Consider the following 17,210-nt stretch of genomic DNA (forward strand, 5'->3'; position numbering starts at 1 on the left):
TCACATGGCGCAATGAAATAAATATGCGGGTGGTACATTGCGGTATTCTCGTTCCACCCCTACACAACTAAAGATTTGTTGAAAATGATCGTACCGAATTTTCGTATATTGAAACGTAACAAACCAGCCTGTTTTTGAGAGAACCGCTGTTGCATCTCGTAAGATGGTTTCTGTTTGTTCAGCATTGAATCTTGAAAATGGCAGCCCAGAAAAGATGACATCTACTTCCTCGATATTTAATGCTCGTAATATGTTCTGCAAGTCGAGAACATCTGCTTCGACAATGATGATTCGACAATCTCTTCCATATCGTGTTTTTAAATTTTGAACCAAATCGATGTCAGATTCAATCAATATGAGCGTAGCATCTTTTCGCATTTTCCGAAGAATTTCTTCGGTACAACCGATTATCCCAGGTCTGATTTCAAAAATTATATGCGCTTCGCTCAATACTTTTTTCTGTGTCATTCCCTCAGCTAAATAGGTTGATTCCGGAGAAATCATCTTAGCTTCTTCAAGGTCGTTCATATATTTGTTAAGCCATGATTGTATCATCTCGATTCCACTTCTTTCTTTGTTGATAGCTTGAGTGTATCGATTGAATCGCAACACATTCTGACGAACTTCTTAAGATTTCTTAAGAGAATACTAAAAACTCCTTACGCTTGCGAGTGAATACTAGACAAGGTAAGGAGTGAAACGTTATGGAAATGATCATACATTATGGCATGCTTGCCATCGGCATCATGTTTACCCCATTATCTGACGACGTCTTAATGATCACGCATCTGACGGTCGCAGATGCCTTCGTCCCAGGTTGGCTTTTATTTGTTTCCACTTGGATCCTTTTCACGCTCACGTTCGGCTGGTTTTATTTAATCGGGAAAGGACTTCATCACATTTTACCAATGCGACAACGAGAATCTCGTTATCTCAAGAGAGCTGAGGCATTCTATCAAAAGTATGGAGCACGCACCATTATGATTTCTTATTTTATCCCTGGTCTTCGGCACCCGCTCCATTACATCGCCGGGTTCACGTCGCTCAAACTTCGAACGTATGCGTTATACACAACGATTTCAGCTTTCCTCTATACGAGTGCTTGGTTTCTCGTCATCGGACTGACCAATCAAATCCCGGCGTTTCAACAGTTTCAAGATTGGGTGTTGTCGTTTTAACTCAATGTCCTCTGTATTTTCCGAGTGCCCGCATATTTAAGAGATACAAGATACCTGCATAGAGAATCAAACCGAGTAAATACACCCAAATGCCTGAGAAGCCACTTCCGTAGACCATCACTTCCTTGATTGCTGTCGCTCCGTAAAAGATTGGCATGACGTAACTCAAGTTTCCGAGGCCGTACGGGATCAAGTCAAGTGGGATGAGTCCCGAGAAGAATACTTGCGGGATGATAGTAAACGGAATCATTTGTACGACTTGAAGTTCCGATCGGGCAAACACCGAAATGGTCGCTCCGAAGAGCACCGCCGTACCCGCCATGAGTAGCATCGTCAACATGACCCACGCCATATTCCCAAGAGAAGACAAACCGAGCACATAAATCGAATAGAGTACGATGAAAATTGACTGAACGACCGCAAACGTCCCGTATCCGAGCGTATATCCTAAAATGACTTGCCCTCGCTTGATTGGAGTCATCAAAAGCCGTTCGAGCGTACCGCCACTGCGTTCTTTGACGAGCGCCATCGCAGATAAGATGAACACGAAGAAGAACGAGAAGAGAGATAGGAATACGAATCCGAACGAATCGAACGTCGACTGGTCTTCTTCCCCATAGACAAATAACGTATCAATCTCGGCTGCGGGGTTGAGCGTCGTCAACGCATCTTGAATCTCACCAACCGCCTTCGACGACTTCGTCGATGGTTCACGTAACGTGATGGTCGTCCCTTCTTGATCCATTTCAAAGACAGCATCGACATGTTCATTGTCTTCGATGTATGCTTTCGGATCATCGAACGTTGCTTGTTCCACCTCGAGCGTCTCATCTTCAAACGCATTGACGAGCTGTTCTGGTGCGTTGTCATCAAGGACGACAGTCGGCACGTAACCCGAGTCACCGAGCAAGAAATAGACGAGCGTTAAAATGAGAAGCGGTGCAATCAAAATCAAGGCCACACTTCGTTTATCATTTAACGTTTGGAAGATGACACGTTTCGCTAAGTTACGCATGATCACCCACCTCCTCTTTTCCAGCAATCAAGAACAATTCTTCCACGCGACCATTCTCGGTCTGATCGAGCAAGTCCTGTACATGGTCATAGGCAATCAACCGTCCATTGTAAACGAGCGCGGCACGGTCGCACTCGAGCACTTCATCCATGACGTGTGTCGAGACGATGATGGTCGTACCTTCTCTCCGAATCACTTGAAACTGATCCCAAATTTGACGACGTAAGATCGGGTCAATTCCGACTGTCGGTTCATCGAGGAACAACACGTCTGGCTTATGCAAGATAGCAATGGCTAGCGACAGACGTTTTTTCATCCCGCCTGAAAAATTACGGACTAGTTTATGCCGATCGTTCGCCAAATCGACAAGATCGAGTACTTCTGTGATGCGATCTTGGAGTGCCTTTTTTCCTAACTTATAAATTGAACCGAAGAAAGCGAGGTTCGCCTCGGCCGACAAGTCTTCGTACAACCCATCGTTTTGCGGCATAAATCCGATTTGTCGGAGCATGCCCATGTCCGGCATCTTCGTTTCGCCGATATGGACACTTCCTTTGTCTGGTGTGAGTGCGCCGATCATGAGTCGGATGAGCGTCGTCTTCCCCGATCCAGATGGTCCGAGCAAACAGCAAATCTCACCGGACGGAATCGTGAAGTCGATGTTGTCGATGGCGAGCTGGTCACCGAACGACTTGTCGACGTGTTGCAATTGAATGTTCATGCTTATCACTCCTTTTCGGCGCCTCATCGTGTATACTCAAGATAATCGACACCGTGTTGGTTTATACGTTCAGTATAGACCTCGTTCACGGTAGCAACAATCGTCAATATCGGTCATCGTGTTGGTTTTCCGACAGATGGACTTCATGTGTTGAAGAAAAGGAGAAATAATATGGAACAAACCGATTTACGCGTCATCCGGACGAAGAAGTTGATCAAAGATGCCTTCTTCAGCCTCATTGAAGAACAGGGATTTGAAGCCGTCACCGTCAAGCAGTTGACCGAACGGGCCGGCATCAATCGGGGTACATTTTATAGCCATTATGTGGATAAGTTCGAGTTGATGGAGAAATGCGTCGATGAAATTTTTGAGGAAGCCGAACAGAAATTGATTTATCACTTGCCACACATCTTCGGAGACGAACGGACCGACAACTCGTATCATTACCTTGTCCCGTTTATTCGCTTCATCGAAGACAATCAAATCATCATGAAACCGCTCCTCGGACCGAACGGAGACCCGACGTTCCAGGCAAAACTTCGAAAATTTATGCAAGCTGCCTTGTTTCAGCGCTCTCCAGTAACCTTGTTTGATCCGGATAAGATGATGGTCCCGCCTCCATATCTCGTCGCCTATCTCTCATCAGCTCACATGGGGGTCATCTACGAATGGCTGAACAATCCATCTTCGGAAGAAACCGCGGAAGACATCGCCCGCATCATCTATACAATCACCTATGAAGGACCGCTCGTTGCCGGCGGGTTGAATCTACAAAAATAAGGACAGGTGTTTTACCTGTCCTCCTTTGGAAAGACGACTCTTGCCGTTGTCCCAATCTGTTTCTCACTCAGTAATGTAATCTCCCCGCAATGTAACTGTACAATTTGACGGGCGATAGCGAGCCCTAGTCCTGAACCGTTGCGATGACGAGATGTGTCGGCCTGATAAAATCGTTCAAACGCCCGGTCCACTTGGTCCGGTGACATGCCCTCTCCTTCGTCTCGAATCTCACACGTAATCTGCGTCGCATCCTCTTTCATCAAAAGATGAAGCGTACTTTCTTCATATGCATATTCGACCGCATTTTTTAGGAGATTCGTCCAAACCTGCTGTAGAAGGGAAGCATCCCCCTTCATCACGACTTCGTCCATAGTCAAATCTAGGTTCATTCGTTTGCGCGTCATCTCTGAGTCTAAGGATAAGATGGCCTCCCGGACCTGCTCACTGAGAGACAGTTCTGTCGCATGTAGACCGACAATCGTGTGGTCCAATTTCGCTAGACGGAGCACGTCTTGTGACAAACGCGATAGTCGCTTCCCTTCACGCTCAATTTTCATGGCATACTCGATTTGCTTTTCAGAAGTTCCGTCTCTTTTTAATAACGTGGCATACCCCAAAATCGAAGCGACAGGTGTCTTGAATTCATGTGCCATGACGGATGCCAATTCCTCATTTTTCGTTTCATTCGTCTCAAGCGTCTCGGTCATTTTGTTGAACTGTTTCGCAAGTGTTCCAATCTCATCTGTCGCGTCATCATGGATTCGTACGGATAAGTCTCCCGTGGTCACACGATTGACGGCATCCGTGACACGGTCGATCCGTCGCGTCATCAGGCGAACGGCGAACAGAATGAGGCCACTTGAAATGAGTGCTGTCAGGAACAAGGTTTGTAACGACACGTCACGGAAAATCGAAATCGGATTCTCTTCTGCGTTTGAAGACAACGTGACAACGGTCTCGTCGAGTAAAAAAGCGACTTGTGGAAGACGGTCCGTCTGTGAGATGGTCTCGCCTCGTTCTAATTTTGCGCGCTCCTCAACACTCCACTCCGTGCGATCATAGCGTATCGACTGTACATTTAGTGTCGTATCATCAAAAAGGTCTAAGACCGCTTCAGATGCAAGGTTGTATTCTTGTGAAGCTTTTTGTATACTGCCAGCCCTCTCTACCAACATCTCTTCGACCTGCGTCTTCAGTGTGTTGAACTGAAAGGTCAAGAAAATCGTGAAGGTCAAGAGGATCGGAATCAACAAGAGTCCAAAGAAAATCATTAAGAATCGTCCATAAATGGTACTGATGAATCGTTTCATTCGTTCAGCTCCAATCGGTAACCAAGACCCCACACCGTACTGATTTGAAATGCTTGAACTGACTTGAGACGGGCACGTAGACGATTGATATGCACATCAATCGTTCTCGTCTCACTCTCTGTTTCGTATCCCCAAATCCGGTCTAACAATTGTTGCCGGGTGAAGACTTGATTGAGATGAGTCGCTAAAAAATAGAGAAGTTCAAACTCTTTACGTGGAATTTCGATTGTCTCGGTCGGTGTTTGTACGGTCATCGTCGTCTCATCGAGTACACAGTCGCTCAGCTGAATCTGATGACTATGATGAATACGGGCCCGACGTAACAATGCCTCAATTCGTAACTCGAGTTCTTCGAGATCAATCGGTTTGACGACATAGTCATCCGCTCCGGCATGAAACCCTCTCTTTTTGTCATTCATCGCATCGAGGACCGTCAGCATGAGCACCGGGAGCGTATATCCGGCGTCACGTAATTGTCCCGTCAGTTCACGTCCGTCTAATCGTGGCATCATCACATCGGTAATGAGCAAATCGACTGGCTCACGGTCGAGCCAATCGAGTGCTTCTTCTCCATCTTTTGCATGAAGGACGCGATAGCCGGCCACCGTCAAATAATCGACTAACAAACCGCCGAGCGCCTCATCATCTTCTGCGAGTAAAATGGTGACCATGTTGCTTCCCTTCTTTCTAATGGCTTATACGTTTCGCAACGCTTCAATCGGTTGCAAGTTTGAGGCTTTCCGAGCTGGAATGTATCCGAACACGACCCCGATTACGACAGAGAAACCGAGTGCCAATCCGACGGTTGAACTTGCCAGTGTAAACGGTACGCCCATGACGAGCGTCAGTCCGAAGGCGAGAAGTCCGCCAATCAAGACACCGACGAGCCCTCCAAGCATCGAAAGCAGGACGGACTCAAACAAGAACTGTTGTCGAATCTTACCAGGCGTCGCGCCGAGTGCTTTACGCAGTCCGATCTCGCTTGTTCGTTCGGTCACTGAAACGAGCATCATGTTCATGATTCCGATTCCTCCGACGAGTAAAGAAATCGAAGCGATGCCGACGAGGAGCATACTGAGAAGCGCATTGATTTGATCGATGGAAGCGAGTGCATCCTCAAAGCTCGTTACCGTGAAGGCGTCACGCCCATTGAATGCGATCGTCAGCTGTTGTGTCACTTCATCCTGTACGACAGCTGATGCACCCGGTTCGGTAGATAAATCAAACGTGGCAATCGTCCCTTGATGAAACTGTGTTAGTGCAGTCGTCACAGGGATGACAATCGCCTCGTCTGTTGACATGGAAAATTCCGATGATGGCGCAAGCGTTCCAACGACGGTGTAACGAATCCCACCAACGGAAATCTCTTCCCCGAGAGGAGAGGAGGTCGGAAATGCCTCTTTCGCAATCGTTTCTCCGAGCAAAGCGACACGTGTCTGTTGGTCGACGTCGAGTGGCGTCAATCCGCGTCCGGTTGCGACGAGCGAATCATCTTTGAAGTACGCTTCACTTTTTCCAAGAATGGTTTGTTGTTCCGTCTGCCCCGCTACATATACATCGGTCATTTGACTCAGCGTCGGAGAGAGTGAGGCGACCCCTTCAATGGTTTCGAGTCGGTCCATGTCCGCCATACTGACACCAGACTTCCCATCTTCTCTAATCTGAATGGTCATGCGGTCGGCTCCAAACGTCGCGACTTCATCGTTGATGGAATCGGTCACACCGGAAATGATCGTCATCAAGGCAATAATCGAAGCCGTCCCGATGACAATCCCTAAAATCGTCAAGAAGGAGCGCATCTTGTGACTGATGACCGTCAACCAAGCCATGCGTATATTTTCTCGAATCATCGCACCCGTTCCTCCTTTTCAATCTTCCCGTCACGCACATGTACGATACGAGTCGCTTCTTTGGCGATATCGATGTCATGGGTAATCATAATGATCGTCTTTCCCTCCGCATGTAGCTCGTGAAAGAGCGCCATGATTTGACGACCGTTCGTTTGATCTAACGCACCCGTCGGCTCGTCCGCGAGAAGAAGCGATGGATTCGTCACGAGCGCCCGAGCGATGGCGACACGTTGCTGCTGACCACCTGACAACTGATTCGGAAGGTGATCTAACTTATCACCTAATCCGACACGTGTTAACATCTGTCGAGTTCGTTCCTGTCTTTCCGTTTTGGAAGATCGTTGATAAATGAGCGGTAGCTCCACGTTCTCTCGAGCGCTCAACCGAGGGAGTAGATTGAATTGCTGAAAGATAAACCCGATGCGTTCGTTCCGAAAAAGAGAGAGCTCCGTTTCGGACAATCCGATCACATCCTTGTTCCCAAACCGGTAACGACCGCTCGAATAACCATCGAGACAACCAAGGATGTTCATGAGTGTCGACTTCCCAGAGCCAGATGGCCCCAAAATGGCGACGAACTCTCCTTCTTTCACTTCTAAATCGATTCCTCGTAATACGGTCTGCTGATTGTCACCCTCCCCATACGATTTGGTCAATTGTTCGACCGAGATGAGCGTCGTCATCATTGCCCACCTCCGATTCGTGGAGGCATCAATCCGCCACTCGTCGCTTCATCGAGTAAGAGTACTTCGGTCTCGTCTAATCCATCTTTGATTTCGACTCGGCTCCCATCTGTCAATCCGAGTTCAACCTGTTGTTTCACCGGGCCTTCGTCTCCTTGCACATATACGTATGCATCTTCATCCTCAAACGTGATGCTGTCGAGCGACAACGTCTCTGCATCTTCCGCGCGCTCGACGACTAAACTTCCTTCTAACGTCATCCCATTCCGTAAATTGTCCGTCTCAGGGAGGGTCACGGTCATCGCATAGCGAGCGGATGCGCCAGGTGTTGTCATCGGTTCTGCCTCCTCTGAGATAACATCGATTGTCCCTTCGACCTCTGCATCGAGCGCTGTCACATAAATCGTCAAGTCATCTCCCTCATTCACTTTTCCGATATCTCGCTCGTCTACCATCAAACGCCCTGTCGATTCTTCTCCGACTGTCGTGACTTGTCCCGCAAACGTGTAACGATTTTCAATCGTCTCCACTGTGACGGCTTCCGTTTTATATTCAGTTGTATCCGGCATCAAGAAGACTCCAGCTCCTAATGTAAGGGCGAGCACTCCGATCCCCATGCCCCATTTCACTTTTTTGTTCATCCTGTGTTCCTCCTTATTGTTGATACGTTAAGGATAAACACAAGTTGTAAACAAATTATAAACGCCTCTCGCGATAAACGAGAGGCGTCCACTTATGAAACTCGAACGTGCACGTGTAAGTTCCCATTTGCTTCAGTTGTCGTCTGGTATGCGTTCTGTACTGCCTCTAAATCATGCCAGGCAATGCGGTATGACTTTCCTCGCATCCCTTCAAACTCGAAGGCGAGATGTTGTAAATCCGACATACCTAGGATACGGTCAAACGGTCTGCCTGGACCATCCCATTCCAGTTGGTTTGCTGAATCCTTTAATACGAGGTCGAGTCCATGCATCACTTTTTCTTTGATCAATTGTCCATCCGCCGCAACACGCATCCCGTCTTGAATATCATGCATCCGACACGATTCGATATCATCAAACGGGATGGTGATTTCATCCCCGTTCGCAAAGTGAAGCGTGATTGTTTTTACGATCATCTTAGATTCCTACTTTCGTTCAGTCTCTGTTCCCTTACTATACAAAACTTTTCCCGATTTAGGGATGACATCTTTGTGGATGTGGCAAATCCGTAAAAGCATGTTCGATTCATTTGGAAACGGGAATAGAAGAGGTAGCAATCATTCTGTTTTTTGAAAATAATACTTCGGAAAGGCGGCGAATATATGCAATCAGTGGATAAGTCGGTCATCGTCATCGGCGGAGGGCTCGGTGGATTGTCAGCGGCCATCTCGCTCGCTCAAAAGGGATACGACGTCTCACTCTACGAAAAGAACGACCACATCGGAGGGAAAGTGAACCGTCTCAAACAAGACGGATTCGGCTTCGACCTCGGACCCTCGATTTTAACGATGCCCCATATCTTCGACAAACTGTTCCGCGGAAGCGGCAAACGGATGGAGGACTATGTTTCCATCCAGCGGCTTGAGCTCGAATGGCGCTCGTTCTTCCCGGACGAGACCGTGCTCGACCTCTATCATGACCTCGAACAGATGCAACGCGCAAATCCTTCCCTCTCTCGAAAAGACATGCAAGAATATCGTGAACTGTTGAATTACGCAGCCCGCATTTATAAGACGACCGAGAAGGGCTACTTGGCTGAAGGGTTTGAGTCACCTTTAGAAGCTGTCATGAAGACGGGGATCTTCCCAACGCTCTTTGGGTTCGATTTGACGTCGACCATGTATAGCGCCATCAAGAAGCGCATCAGTAATCCGCATCTTCGGGACATGCTGTCGTATTACGTCAAATATGTCGGGTCGTCTCCATATAACGCACCAGCCGTCTTAAACATGATGATTTACATGCAGTACGCCCAAGGCTGTTGGTACGTCGAAGGTGGGACCCACAAGCTCGCAGAAGGATTGACGAAGCTCGCCGAAGAAATCGGTGTGAAGCTACATACCGGTCAGGGCGTCGTCCGTGCCCATACGGTGAATGAAAAGATTACAGCGATCGAACTTGAGGATGGACGTCTCCGTTCGGCCGATTATTTCGTTTCGAACATGGAAGTCATCCCGTTCTATCAGAAAATGGTCGACGCGGACGAACAGTACGTCGACAAGCTCGTCGATAAATACGAACCTGCTAGCTCTGGATTCGTCCTCCATCTCGGCGTGAAGAAAGCCTACCCTCAGCTCGCACACCATAACTTCTTCTTCTCCGAAAACTTGCATGAGCAGATGGACAAAATCTTCGAGAAACACGAACTTCCAGACGACCCAACGATTTACCTCGTCAACGTCAACAAAACCGATGCGACTCAAGCGCCACCGGGACATGAGAACATTAAAATCTTGCCACACATCCCGTATATCCAAGACAATCCGTTCACCGAAGAAGAGTACGCCGCTTTTGAAGAGCGTGTACTCGATAAGCTAGAACGCATGGGTCTCGATGGTCTGCGTGAACATACGGTGACGCGTGACGTATGGACGCCTCATGATATCGAGCGGACGTATGGTTCGGACCGAGGCGCCATTTATGGAACGGTCGCCGACAAGAATCGGAACGGTGGCTTCAAGCATAAGAAGCAGAGCGAGCTCTACCACAACCTCTACTTCGTCGGGGGAACCGTCAACCCGGGCGGTGGTATGCCGATGGTGACGCTGAGCGGTCAGCAAGTGAGCGACAAGATTGCAAAACGCGACAAAGTAAAATGATGTTCTTTCATCCCTCACTCGCTGTGAGGGATTATTTTTTGAAACTTTTCCCAATAAACTTCCGTATATTGTGCTACGATACAAACAACTACACGCACAATCGGAGGAAAGTCATGCATCAAATCACAAGTTATTTCTTTATGTATGCCAAAGTTGTCGTCACAGATAAAGTTCCATTTTTCTGGACACTCGGGATTCCACTTGTCATTGCTCTGACACAATCATTTTCAGATATTCGTCAAGCAACGGCAGCGGAATACTACCCAGGACTCTCTTATTTCTGGGTGTATATCATTCTTGCTACATATGTGAACGGTGTCGGCATCGAACTCGCCCGCATGCGAGAATACGGACTGATGAAAACGTACGTGATGATCTCAGGCAACAAGCTGACATACGTCATCGCCGTCATCTTGGCGCAACTTCTATTCGCCTCGATCAGCCTACTTTTATTCACAACGGTCGTTACGCTCGTACACGGGTTCTTTTCGTTCAAGTTGATTGCAACGTCTCTACTCGTATTGATCGGCAGTATTCCGTTCGCGGTTGCCAGTGTCGCCATCACGACGCTTCCAGTGAAAGTATCGAGTCTCGGAACGTTCGCGAACATTCTGATGTTCCCACTCTTTTTATTGGCAATCAAGTCACCTGATCAATGGTTCAGCTTCGTCAACCCGTTCTACGCGCTCCATGAATTCGCGCTCGGGTTGCTGCACCTGACGACTCAAGTCGATCTCTCGTTCGGAGTATGGGCGACATTCCTTGCCGTGCTCGGTTACTTCATCATCGGTGCGATTGCGTTGAAACGCTTCAGTCTCGTCTCACTCATCACACGCTAGGAGGTTCTTATGCACGTACACCAACTCACGTATCTTTATCCAAAAGCGACACGTCCTGTACTCGACGGTGTCTCGTTCACCCTGCAACCAAATAAGCTGAACGTGTTAATCGGACAAAACGGTGCCGGGAAGACGACACTGTTTGATTGTATGACGGGTACCCTTCCCGTTGACAAAGCGTCACTCGACCTCGTCCCAACAACGGACATGTTGTATTTGACACAACTCATGTATAACCACCATGAGTTAACAGGAAAAGACTTCGCCTATTTCATCGGACGCCTGTCAAAGCGCCCCGACTTTAAGAAACTCGAGTCTTATGTAAATAATCTCTCGACGTCCCGAGAACAAGAACTGTTCGAACATCTATGGACGATGAAAATCGGAAAGATGTCGGTCGGGGAGAAGAAATGGCTCTTCGTGACACTTTTGTCTTCCATCAAGCGTTCCTTCTATTTATTTGACGAACCGACGAGCGGGGTCGACCCGGCATCACGCATTCAAATTATGCGTCGCCTGCAGCGACTCGTCGATGACGGTAAAACATGCCTCATCTCGACACATCAGTTGCATGACTTAGCTCAACTTGATGCCCACGTCATCTTCCTGCACGGCGGACGTATTTTGTATGAAGGGGACTTCCAGGACTGGCTCAAAGAATCTGGAACGACCGACCCGGATGAAGCGTTCGTTCGGATGGTCGACACACCACTTGATGATGTGGCGGTGACACGATGAATGACTCGTTTTGGGAACGACACCGGTTCACATTCTATACAATCGGCATGGTCGTCTGCGGTTTTCTCATCTCCATGTTCTCATAAGAAAATCAGCTCTGACACACGTCAGAGCTGATTTTTATTGTTCACGACGTGCGCGTCGTAACTCTCGATTGGTCACATGCTCAGGATCCGCTTCACGTAATTTACGGTCCATCGTCATGTACAAGATGAGAAGCGGGATGATGCCAATCAATACGACACCGAGTAGTTCCTGCATCGAACCGAATACGAACCACGTGAGGAAAGTAAATACACCAAGTGACCCAAACATGGCAACGATGATTAGAAATTCTCGGCGGACAAGGCGTTGGTACTCCTCGTCTTCGTTGAATGTACGTAACAGCTCCATCCGTCGCCATGCTTGATAGAGCATCGGCAGTTGGGTCACGAGAAAAGAGAAGGCAACCGTCGTCACCGTGACACCTTTTATGACTGAAACGACTAGAAATAAAAATAGGCCGATGATGCCAAATATCGCGCTGACCCCTCGCGCGTCGAGATCCTGTTCGACCATTTTGGGGAGACGTTGTTGTTTATCCATTCACCTTCCTCCTTTTTTGTTTCTTCCGACTCATCAGTCCCAATAAACTCTCGACCACGTGCTCGTCATCAATCTTTAGAATCTTCCAATCCAACCATGACTCAAGAAGTAGGCAACTCGCGACGAGAAGCGCACATCCGAGGCCTAGAGTATCTAAAGCTACATACTTTAGTGAATATAGGGCCAAGAGAAACATAACACCAGTCAAGAGAACGAACTGTATCGTGCCTTTTAAGTAGATGAATCTGCGGTATGTAGATGAGTCATTGAATTCTAAAAACAACTGAAGTTTGTGCCACGTCGCAACCAGAAGTGGCATAAACACTGCCGCACAAATGATGAACAAGGACAGGCTCATTCTTGAATCATTGAACAATAACCAAATCGCTGTCACTACACCAATGATCATCACAAAGAGCGGACCCTTTTTAGTCCATGATTTGTCGTACAAATACTCCATTCGTTCTTCACGCACCATCCAGCACCCCTCCAAAAGTAAAAAACATCCAATTTATTCGGTATGTTTATCTTAACAATCTATAAACAAACTTTCGAGGATTTTCCATTAAAAAGGAAAAAGCACCTGATGTGGATCAGGTGCTTTTCGTTATCCGGCTTTCGAAACTTTCGCTGATGTGATGGGTGTCTTCCCACTCAACTGAAACACGAGCACCCCTCCGACGATCAACACAATCCCGACGACCGTCTTCCATGTGAACGGGACGGCCGTCAAACCGAACCATCCTAACGTATCCCAGAGGAGCGCGAACAAGATTTGAGACACCATGATGATCGAGATGGCATAACTTGGTCCGAGCCGCTCGACACTTTGCGTCACACTCATGACAACCCCGACGCCGAGGATTCCGCTGAACCAGTACCATGTCTCCATCTCCTCTACTCGGAACAAGGCACTTCCTTCTTGGAATAGACCGATCAGGAGCGATGCTAAAAATCCGAGTCCAAGGACGAGTGTCGTCGTCGCCCACGCCCCGACACGTTTCTTGACGTTGGCGTTAAACGTGTTTTGCACACAGACGAGCATTCCGCCGATGACAGCAAGCATCATCCCAATCGCCATGGTTCTCCCCTCCTATTCATAAATACTCTCCCCGACAATCTCCAACAACCCTTCCCGGTCGATAATGGTAATCATCCGTCGATTGCGCTCGATTAAATCGGCTCCGACGAAACGCCGAAGCGTCCGGTTCACATGACGATAACTCGTCCCAATCAAATCAGCGATATCCGTCAATTGGTCGACCGTCGAACCTAGCGTTTGGTCATCTGGCGTCATCGACAATAAATAACTCGCTAAGCGAACCTCAACGGGATAGAACAAATTGAAGCTGAGGGATTGCGACTTCCGTTTGAACTTTCGCGTGATTTCTTCCAATAAATAATGTAACCAGGCGACTTCTTCGTGCGCGTGACGTACTAAATCCTCGAATCGGATGACGAGCATCTCAACTTCTGTGACAGCTTCAACCGTATTCAAATAAGGGGTCCGTTGAATATATTCGATGTCCCCAATCAAATCGAGTGGATATTTGAAAGAAAGGACGAGACGCTTACCGGCAGCGGAAGTATGGGAGACGCGAATCTTCCCTTTCACTAAGAAACGGAGATGCTCCGCTTCATCGGCTTGCGTACAAATGACGTCTCCCGGCTCGTATCGGACAAGCTTCAATTCTTGTTGCGCAGCGACGGGCAAAACGTCTAATTCAAATTGCTTCACATACGCCTCAACCATATACGTTTCCCCCTACCATTTTAATAAAAAGACCCCCGCGATCATCATGAACACCCCGAACAACTGCATCCCGTTCAAGTTCCGACGCACCATCCCGAACCATCCACGCCAGTCAATGACGAGCGCGAGCGCCAACTGCGCGATGAGAAACAAGGAAATCGTGAGCGTGACTCCGAGCTCGTGGACGGCCGTCATATTACTGAACAAGATGATCGCTGCAAACGCCCCACCTGATAAGTAGAGCGGGTTCACGTGACGCATCTCGATATACGTGCGGTCGCGTAACGCCAACATGACGAGGAGCGCGACGATGAATCCTGTGAACTGTGTCAACGTCGCCGCTTGCCACGTTCCAATCTGCGAACTGATTCGCGCATTCGCCACACTTTGTAACGTCAAAAAGAAGCCTCCGCTGATTGCAAACAACACTCCTCGCATCGTTCTCCCCCCTTAAGATAGACGAATCAATACAATCCCAAGCACCATGACGATCAGACTGATGATTTGCACACCAGTGACCGGGTTCTTCTTCGCTCCGAACCAACCGAAACGGTCGATCAGTAAACTTCCACATAACAGTCCGACAATGACGATGATGACAGCAATCCCCGTCCCGACAATCGGAACGATAAGGACGTTTCCTCCGATGAAGAGCGCCCCAATGATCCCACCGAGCCAGATCCACCATGGATGACCTTTCAATCGTCCGAGCGGAACCGGTTGACGCGAGACGAGTAAAATGAGTAAGAGCGCCATCGTCCCGACAATGAAAGAGACCAATGCTCCTTTCAGTGCCGATTCGAGCACCGTACCCAAATAGCCGTTAATGGCCGTTTGTGTGGCACTCATCATTCCTGTGAAAATCCCGAATAGTCGCCAAAGATTCAGGTTCCCCGTGTCCGTTTCCATGGAGACGACCAGCTTGCCTCTTCGGCGGTTGAGCCAGTCGGATAAGGCGACCGTTCCGATGACGCCAAGTAAGACGAGCACGACCCCGAACAAGCGTAACGCTGTGATGGGATGCTCAACGGAGTTGAACCAACCAAAATGGTCAATCAACAAGCCCATCAAAATCTGTCCGAAAATCGGCATGATGACCGTCTGGACACTTCCGAGCCTCGGGAACAACAAGATATTCCCCGTTAAAAATAAAACACCTAACAGTCCACCAATCCACATCCAACCTGGACCTTCCTGAATCACCGAGCTATCAAACCCGAATGACTGACCGGTCAAGAGGAGTAACAGAGATAAAAAGATGGTCCCGACAGTAAACGATAAAAACGATGCGACGAACGGGGAGCCGACCACTTGGCGCAAGCGTGAGTTCACACTCGTCTGCATCGGTAGCAAAATCCCAATCGTCAATCCAATCAAAATAGCTAACATGACTGTCTTCCTCGATTCTTCTACTAGTTCTCTATACATTGTCAGCTTACGCCTCGGCACCCAAGAAGAAAAGGACCGATGTCCTCAAATAAAAAAACGAACCCTTTTCAGGTGTTCGTTTTAGACTCATGGAAACGCTGATCGCGTGCTTCACGCAATTCTTTCCCAAGTACGTGATGCACATCGAACTTGTGAAGCTTTTGATTGATGATGTATGGTGCCAAAATCGACAGCCCACCGATCCCGAATAACACGGCAATGGCAACGACGGGCGACAACGAATCAGCATAATAGGCGGCTAGTAGGCAGATGGTCGAGACGAAGCAGAGCCACTGGATTCCAAAGTCTGTATACACCAGACGTTGATAACGCGCATCCTCGTTAAAGGTAAGAAGCAGTTTTGTCTTCCGCCACTCGAGACAGAGATATGGAAAAAAACTGATGAACACGATGAGCGGAGCGTACAGTCTGTACTGCGCAGCGATGAGGAATGTCATCACGACGGTCGCGATGGCGACGCCCCACCGCCAACGCCAATGACTGTCATCTTGTTTGAGCAACTGTTCAATTCGCTTTTCTTTCGTCAGCATATGTACTCCCTTCGTAAGATCGATAGTGCTTCGTCACCTCATCCCGTGTCGGTTGGTCCGGGTCGGCTTGTCGTAATTGCCGGACGGTCTGATAGTGAGTCCATGCTAACAGGACGATACCTAGACCAATGATGCCCAGGACAATGAAGCCTAGACCGATTGATGAAACCTCAAGGCGACTGAGAAGGACCATTCCTGTGATTGCTCCAATCCAGTAAGAATAGAGGCGATACAAACGCTTCGTGAGCGACTGGGCTTTTCCGGACGTCATGGTTTGCAACTGTTTACTTTCTTGACGTGTTAGATACATGAGTCCAGTCGCTGCTAGCGTCGACCCGATTCCCCATATCCACCATGTGTCAAAACCGAGCACGAAACTGTTATAGACAATAAGGGCCGCTGTAAGCCAGATGCTCTTATTTTGATGCAATTGGCGATATGTGCCGATATATTGAATTCGTTCTTGTTTCGTCATGACTCTTTACGACCTTTCCTTGAAATATCATCTAACGTATGTTTCAAACGCTCACGGTTTGCCCGGGTCCATTCGCCTGATGTGACGTGGTGCTCATCAAGCGCGGACTGCTTTCGGTCAATCCAACGTGGAATCAATATGAAACACGGTCCGCCGATGAGGAGCGTCTAACTCATCCACGGTAAGAGATCGATTCCGTTGAAATGCATCGCAATCAAAACCACGAACCACATCAGACTGATTAACATAACAGTAAAATTCATTCGTAGCAGACGATGATAGCGTGTCGATTCGTTGAAGGATTGCTGTAATTTCATCTTGTTTCATTCAAGCCATGTCGCATAAAGAAGTGCGACACCTGGTAGGAGAATGCTATACGGACTCCATGTCAACAGAAAATAAATCGATACGCCTAACATGACTGCACTTACGATGATATTCAGACGGGTGAAGCGCTTCTCAAACTGCTCAATCTGTCGAAATCGTTCGGCTTTATCCACGCTG

Annotated in this window: 23 protein-coding genes; 5 read left to right on the forward strand and 18 right to left on the reverse strand. The window is 48.2% G+C overall.

The window, feature by feature from the left end:
* A complete protein-coding gene (locus KNO92_RS11225) occupies positions 1 to 555 on the reverse strand; it encodes a class I SAM-dependent methyltransferase (RefSeq protein WP_214761388.1) in 555 nt (184 codons plus the stop codon).
* 149 nt (positions 556 to 704) lie between these two features.
* Here KNO92_RS11225 and KNO92_RS11230 point away from each other — a divergent pair, with 149 nt between their 5' ends.
* Positions 705 to 1,178, forward strand: a complete 474-nt coding sequence (locus KNO92_RS11230) for a DedA family protein (RefSeq protein ID WP_214761391.1) — start codon at positions 705 to 707, stop codon at positions 1,176 to 1,178.
* 1 nt (position 1,179) lies between these two features.
* Here KNO92_RS11230 and KNO92_RS11235 read toward each other — a convergent pair whose 3' ends face one another.
* Both KNO92_RS11235 and KNO92_RS11240 read right to left on the reverse strand, forming a co-directional pair.
* Complete coding sequence (locus KNO92_RS11235) at positions 1,180 to 2,193, reverse strand: ABC transporter permease (RefSeq protein ID WP_214761393.1); 1,014 nt, start codon at positions 2,191 to 2,193, stop codon at positions 1,180 to 1,182.
* On the reverse strand, positions 2,186 to 2,914 hold the full coding sequence (locus tag KNO92_RS11240) for an ABC transporter ATP-binding protein (protein ID WP_214696943.1): 729 nt from the start codon (positions 2,912 to 2,914) through the stop codon (positions 2,186 to 2,188). Before KNO92_RS11240 ends, KNO92_RS11235 begins: the two co-directional genes overlap by 8 nt.
* Positions 2,915 to 3,085: 171 nt before the next feature.
* Between KNO92_RS11240 and KNO92_RS11245 the strand changes: the two genes are divergently transcribed.
* The gene (locus KNO92_RS11245; protein WP_214696945.1) at positions 3,086 to 3,694 is read left to right on the forward strand and encodes a TetR/AcrR family transcriptional regulator; all 609 of its coding nucleotides are present in this window, start codon (positions 3,086 to 3,088) and stop codon (positions 3,692 to 3,694) included.
* Positions 3,695 to 3,705: 11 nt separating this feature from the next.
* On the opposite strand, the gene KNO92_RS11250 is transcribed toward KNO92_RS11245, so the two are convergent.
* The 6 genes from KNO92_RS11250 to KNO92_RS11275 all read right to left on the reverse strand — a co-directional run bounded on the left by KNO92_RS11250 (position 3,706) and on the right by KNO92_RS11275 (position 8,654).
* Positions 3,706 to 5,004 carry a HAMP domain-containing sensor histidine kinase gene (locus KNO92_RS11250; protein ID WP_214761395.1) on the reverse strand — a complete coding sequence of 433 codons (1,299 nt, stop codon included), beginning with the start codon at positions 5,002 to 5,004 and terminating at the stop codon, positions 3,706 to 3,708.
* Positions 5,001 to 5,675: a response regulator transcription factor gene (locus tag KNO92_RS11255; RefSeq protein WP_214696949.1), complete on the reverse strand. Its 675-nt coding sequence runs from the start codon at positions 5,673 to 5,675 to the stop codon at positions 5,001 to 5,003. The genes KNO92_RS11250 and KNO92_RS11255 overlap by 4 nt, the downstream gene beginning before the upstream one ends.
* Before the next feature lie 24 nt (positions 5,676 to 5,699).
* On the reverse strand, positions 5,700 to 6,854 hold the full coding sequence (locus KNO92_RS11260) for an ABC transporter permease (RefSeq protein WP_214761397.1): 1,155 nt from the start codon (positions 6,852 to 6,854) through the stop codon (positions 5,700 to 5,702).
* The gene (locus tag KNO92_RS11265) at positions 6,851 to 7,537 is read right to left on the reverse strand and encodes an ABC transporter ATP-binding protein (RefSeq protein ID WP_251127020.1); all 687 of its coding nucleotides are present in this window, start codon (positions 7,535 to 7,537) and stop codon (positions 6,851 to 6,853) included. Before KNO92_RS11265 ends, KNO92_RS11260 begins: the two co-directional genes overlap by 4 nt.
* Positions 7,537 to 8,178, reverse strand: coding sequence for an efflux RND transporter periplasmic adaptor subunit (locus KNO92_RS11270; RefSeq protein ID WP_214696952.1), 642 nt, complete (start codon positions 8,176 to 8,178; stop codon positions 7,537 to 7,539). The genes KNO92_RS11265 and KNO92_RS11270 overlap by 1 nt, the downstream gene beginning before the upstream one ends.
* A 92-nt stretch (positions 8,179 to 8,270) precedes the next feature.
* Positions 8,271 to 8,654, reverse strand: a complete 384-nt coding sequence (locus KNO92_RS11275; RefSeq protein WP_214696954.1) for a hypothetical protein — start codon at positions 8,652 to 8,654, stop codon at positions 8,271 to 8,273.
* Positions 8,655 to 8,840: 186 nt separating this feature from the next.
* On the opposite strand from KNO92_RS11275, the gene KNO92_RS11280 reads away from it, so the two are divergent.
* From KNO92_RS11280 to KNO92_RS11290, 3 genes are all read left to right on the forward strand, one after another.
* The gene (locus KNO92_RS11280) at positions 8,841 to 10,337 is read left to right on the forward strand and encodes a phytoene desaturase family protein (RefSeq protein WP_214761399.1); all 1,497 of its coding nucleotides are present in this window, start codon (positions 8,841 to 8,843) and stop codon (positions 10,335 to 10,337) included.
* Between the two features lie 113 nt (positions 10,338 to 10,450).
* Entirely contained in the window at positions 10,451 to 11,176 is a 726-nt protein-coding gene (locus tag KNO92_RS11285; RefSeq protein ID WP_214761402.1) for a hypothetical protein, read from the forward strand.
* A 9-nt stretch (positions 11,177 to 11,185) separates the two neighbouring features.
* Positions 11,186 to 11,914, forward strand: a complete 729-nt coding sequence (locus tag KNO92_RS11290; protein ID WP_214696959.1) for an ATP-binding cassette domain-containing protein — start codon at positions 11,186 to 11,188, stop codon at positions 11,912 to 11,914.
* Positions 11,915 to 12,034: 120 nt separating this feature from the next.
* On the opposite strand, the gene KNO92_RS11295 is transcribed toward KNO92_RS11290, so the two are convergent.
* The 9 genes from KNO92_RS11295 to KNO92_RS11335 all read right to left on the reverse strand — a co-directional run bounded on the left by KNO92_RS11295 (position 12,035) and on the right by KNO92_RS11335 (position 17,206).
* The gene (locus tag KNO92_RS11295; protein WP_214696967.1) at positions 12,035 to 12,499 is read right to left on the reverse strand and encodes a hypothetical protein; all 465 of its coding nucleotides are present in this window, start codon (positions 12,497 to 12,499) and stop codon (positions 12,035 to 12,037) included.
* A complete protein-coding gene (locus KNO92_RS11300; RefSeq protein WP_214761404.1) occupies positions 12,492 to 12,977 on the reverse strand; it encodes a hypothetical protein in 486 nt (161 codons plus the stop codon). Before KNO92_RS11300 ends, KNO92_RS11295 begins: the two co-directional genes overlap by 8 nt.
* Before the next feature lie 129 nt (positions 12,978 to 13,106).
* Positions 13,107 to 13,580, reverse strand: coding sequence for a DMT family transporter (locus KNO92_RS11305; RefSeq protein WP_214761406.1), 474 nt, complete (start codon positions 13,578 to 13,580; stop codon positions 13,107 to 13,109).
* Between the two features lie 12 nt (positions 13,581 to 13,592).
* Positions 13,593 to 14,252 (reverse strand): Crp/Fnr family transcriptional regulator, encoded by a 660-nt coding sequence (locus tag KNO92_RS11310; RefSeq protein ID WP_214761408.1) that lies wholly within the window; start codon positions 14,250 to 14,252, stop codon positions 13,593 to 13,595.
* 12 nt (positions 14,253 to 14,264) lie between these two features.
* Positions 14,265 to 14,690: a DMT family transporter gene (locus KNO92_RS11315; protein ID WP_214696978.1), complete on the reverse strand. Its 426-nt coding sequence runs from the start codon at positions 14,688 to 14,690 to the stop codon at positions 14,265 to 14,267.
* 12 nt (positions 14,691 to 14,702) lie between these two features.
* A complete protein-coding gene (locus tag KNO92_RS11320) occupies positions 14,703 to 15,641 on the reverse strand; it encodes a DMT family transporter (protein WP_251127021.1) in 939 nt (312 codons plus the stop codon).
* Between the two features lie 107 nt (positions 15,642 to 15,748).
* Positions 15,749 to 16,231, reverse strand: a complete 483-nt coding sequence (locus KNO92_RS11325) for a hypothetical protein (RefSeq protein WP_214696982.1) — start codon at positions 16,229 to 16,231, stop codon at positions 15,749 to 15,751.
* Positions 16,206 to 16,706 carry a hypothetical protein gene (locus tag KNO92_RS11330; RefSeq protein ID WP_214761410.1) on the reverse strand — a complete coding sequence of 167 codons (501 nt, stop codon included), beginning with the start codon at positions 16,704 to 16,706 and terminating at the stop codon, positions 16,206 to 16,208. The genes KNO92_RS11325 and KNO92_RS11330 overlap by 26 nt, the downstream gene beginning before the upstream one ends.
* Before the next feature lie 323 nt (positions 16,707 to 17,029).
* Positions 17,030 to 17,206: a hypothetical protein gene (locus KNO92_RS11335; RefSeq protein WP_214696986.1), complete on the reverse strand. Its 177-nt coding sequence runs from the start codon at positions 17,204 to 17,206 to the stop codon at positions 17,030 to 17,032.
* Positions 17,207 to 17,210 lie beyond the last annotated feature (4 nt).

This window comes from Exiguobacterium sp. s129 (genome assembly GCF_018617585.1).
GTDB classification, from domain to species: Bacteria; Bacillota; Bacilli; order Exiguobacteriales; family Exiguobacteriaceae; genus Exiguobacterium; species Exiguobacterium aestuarii_A.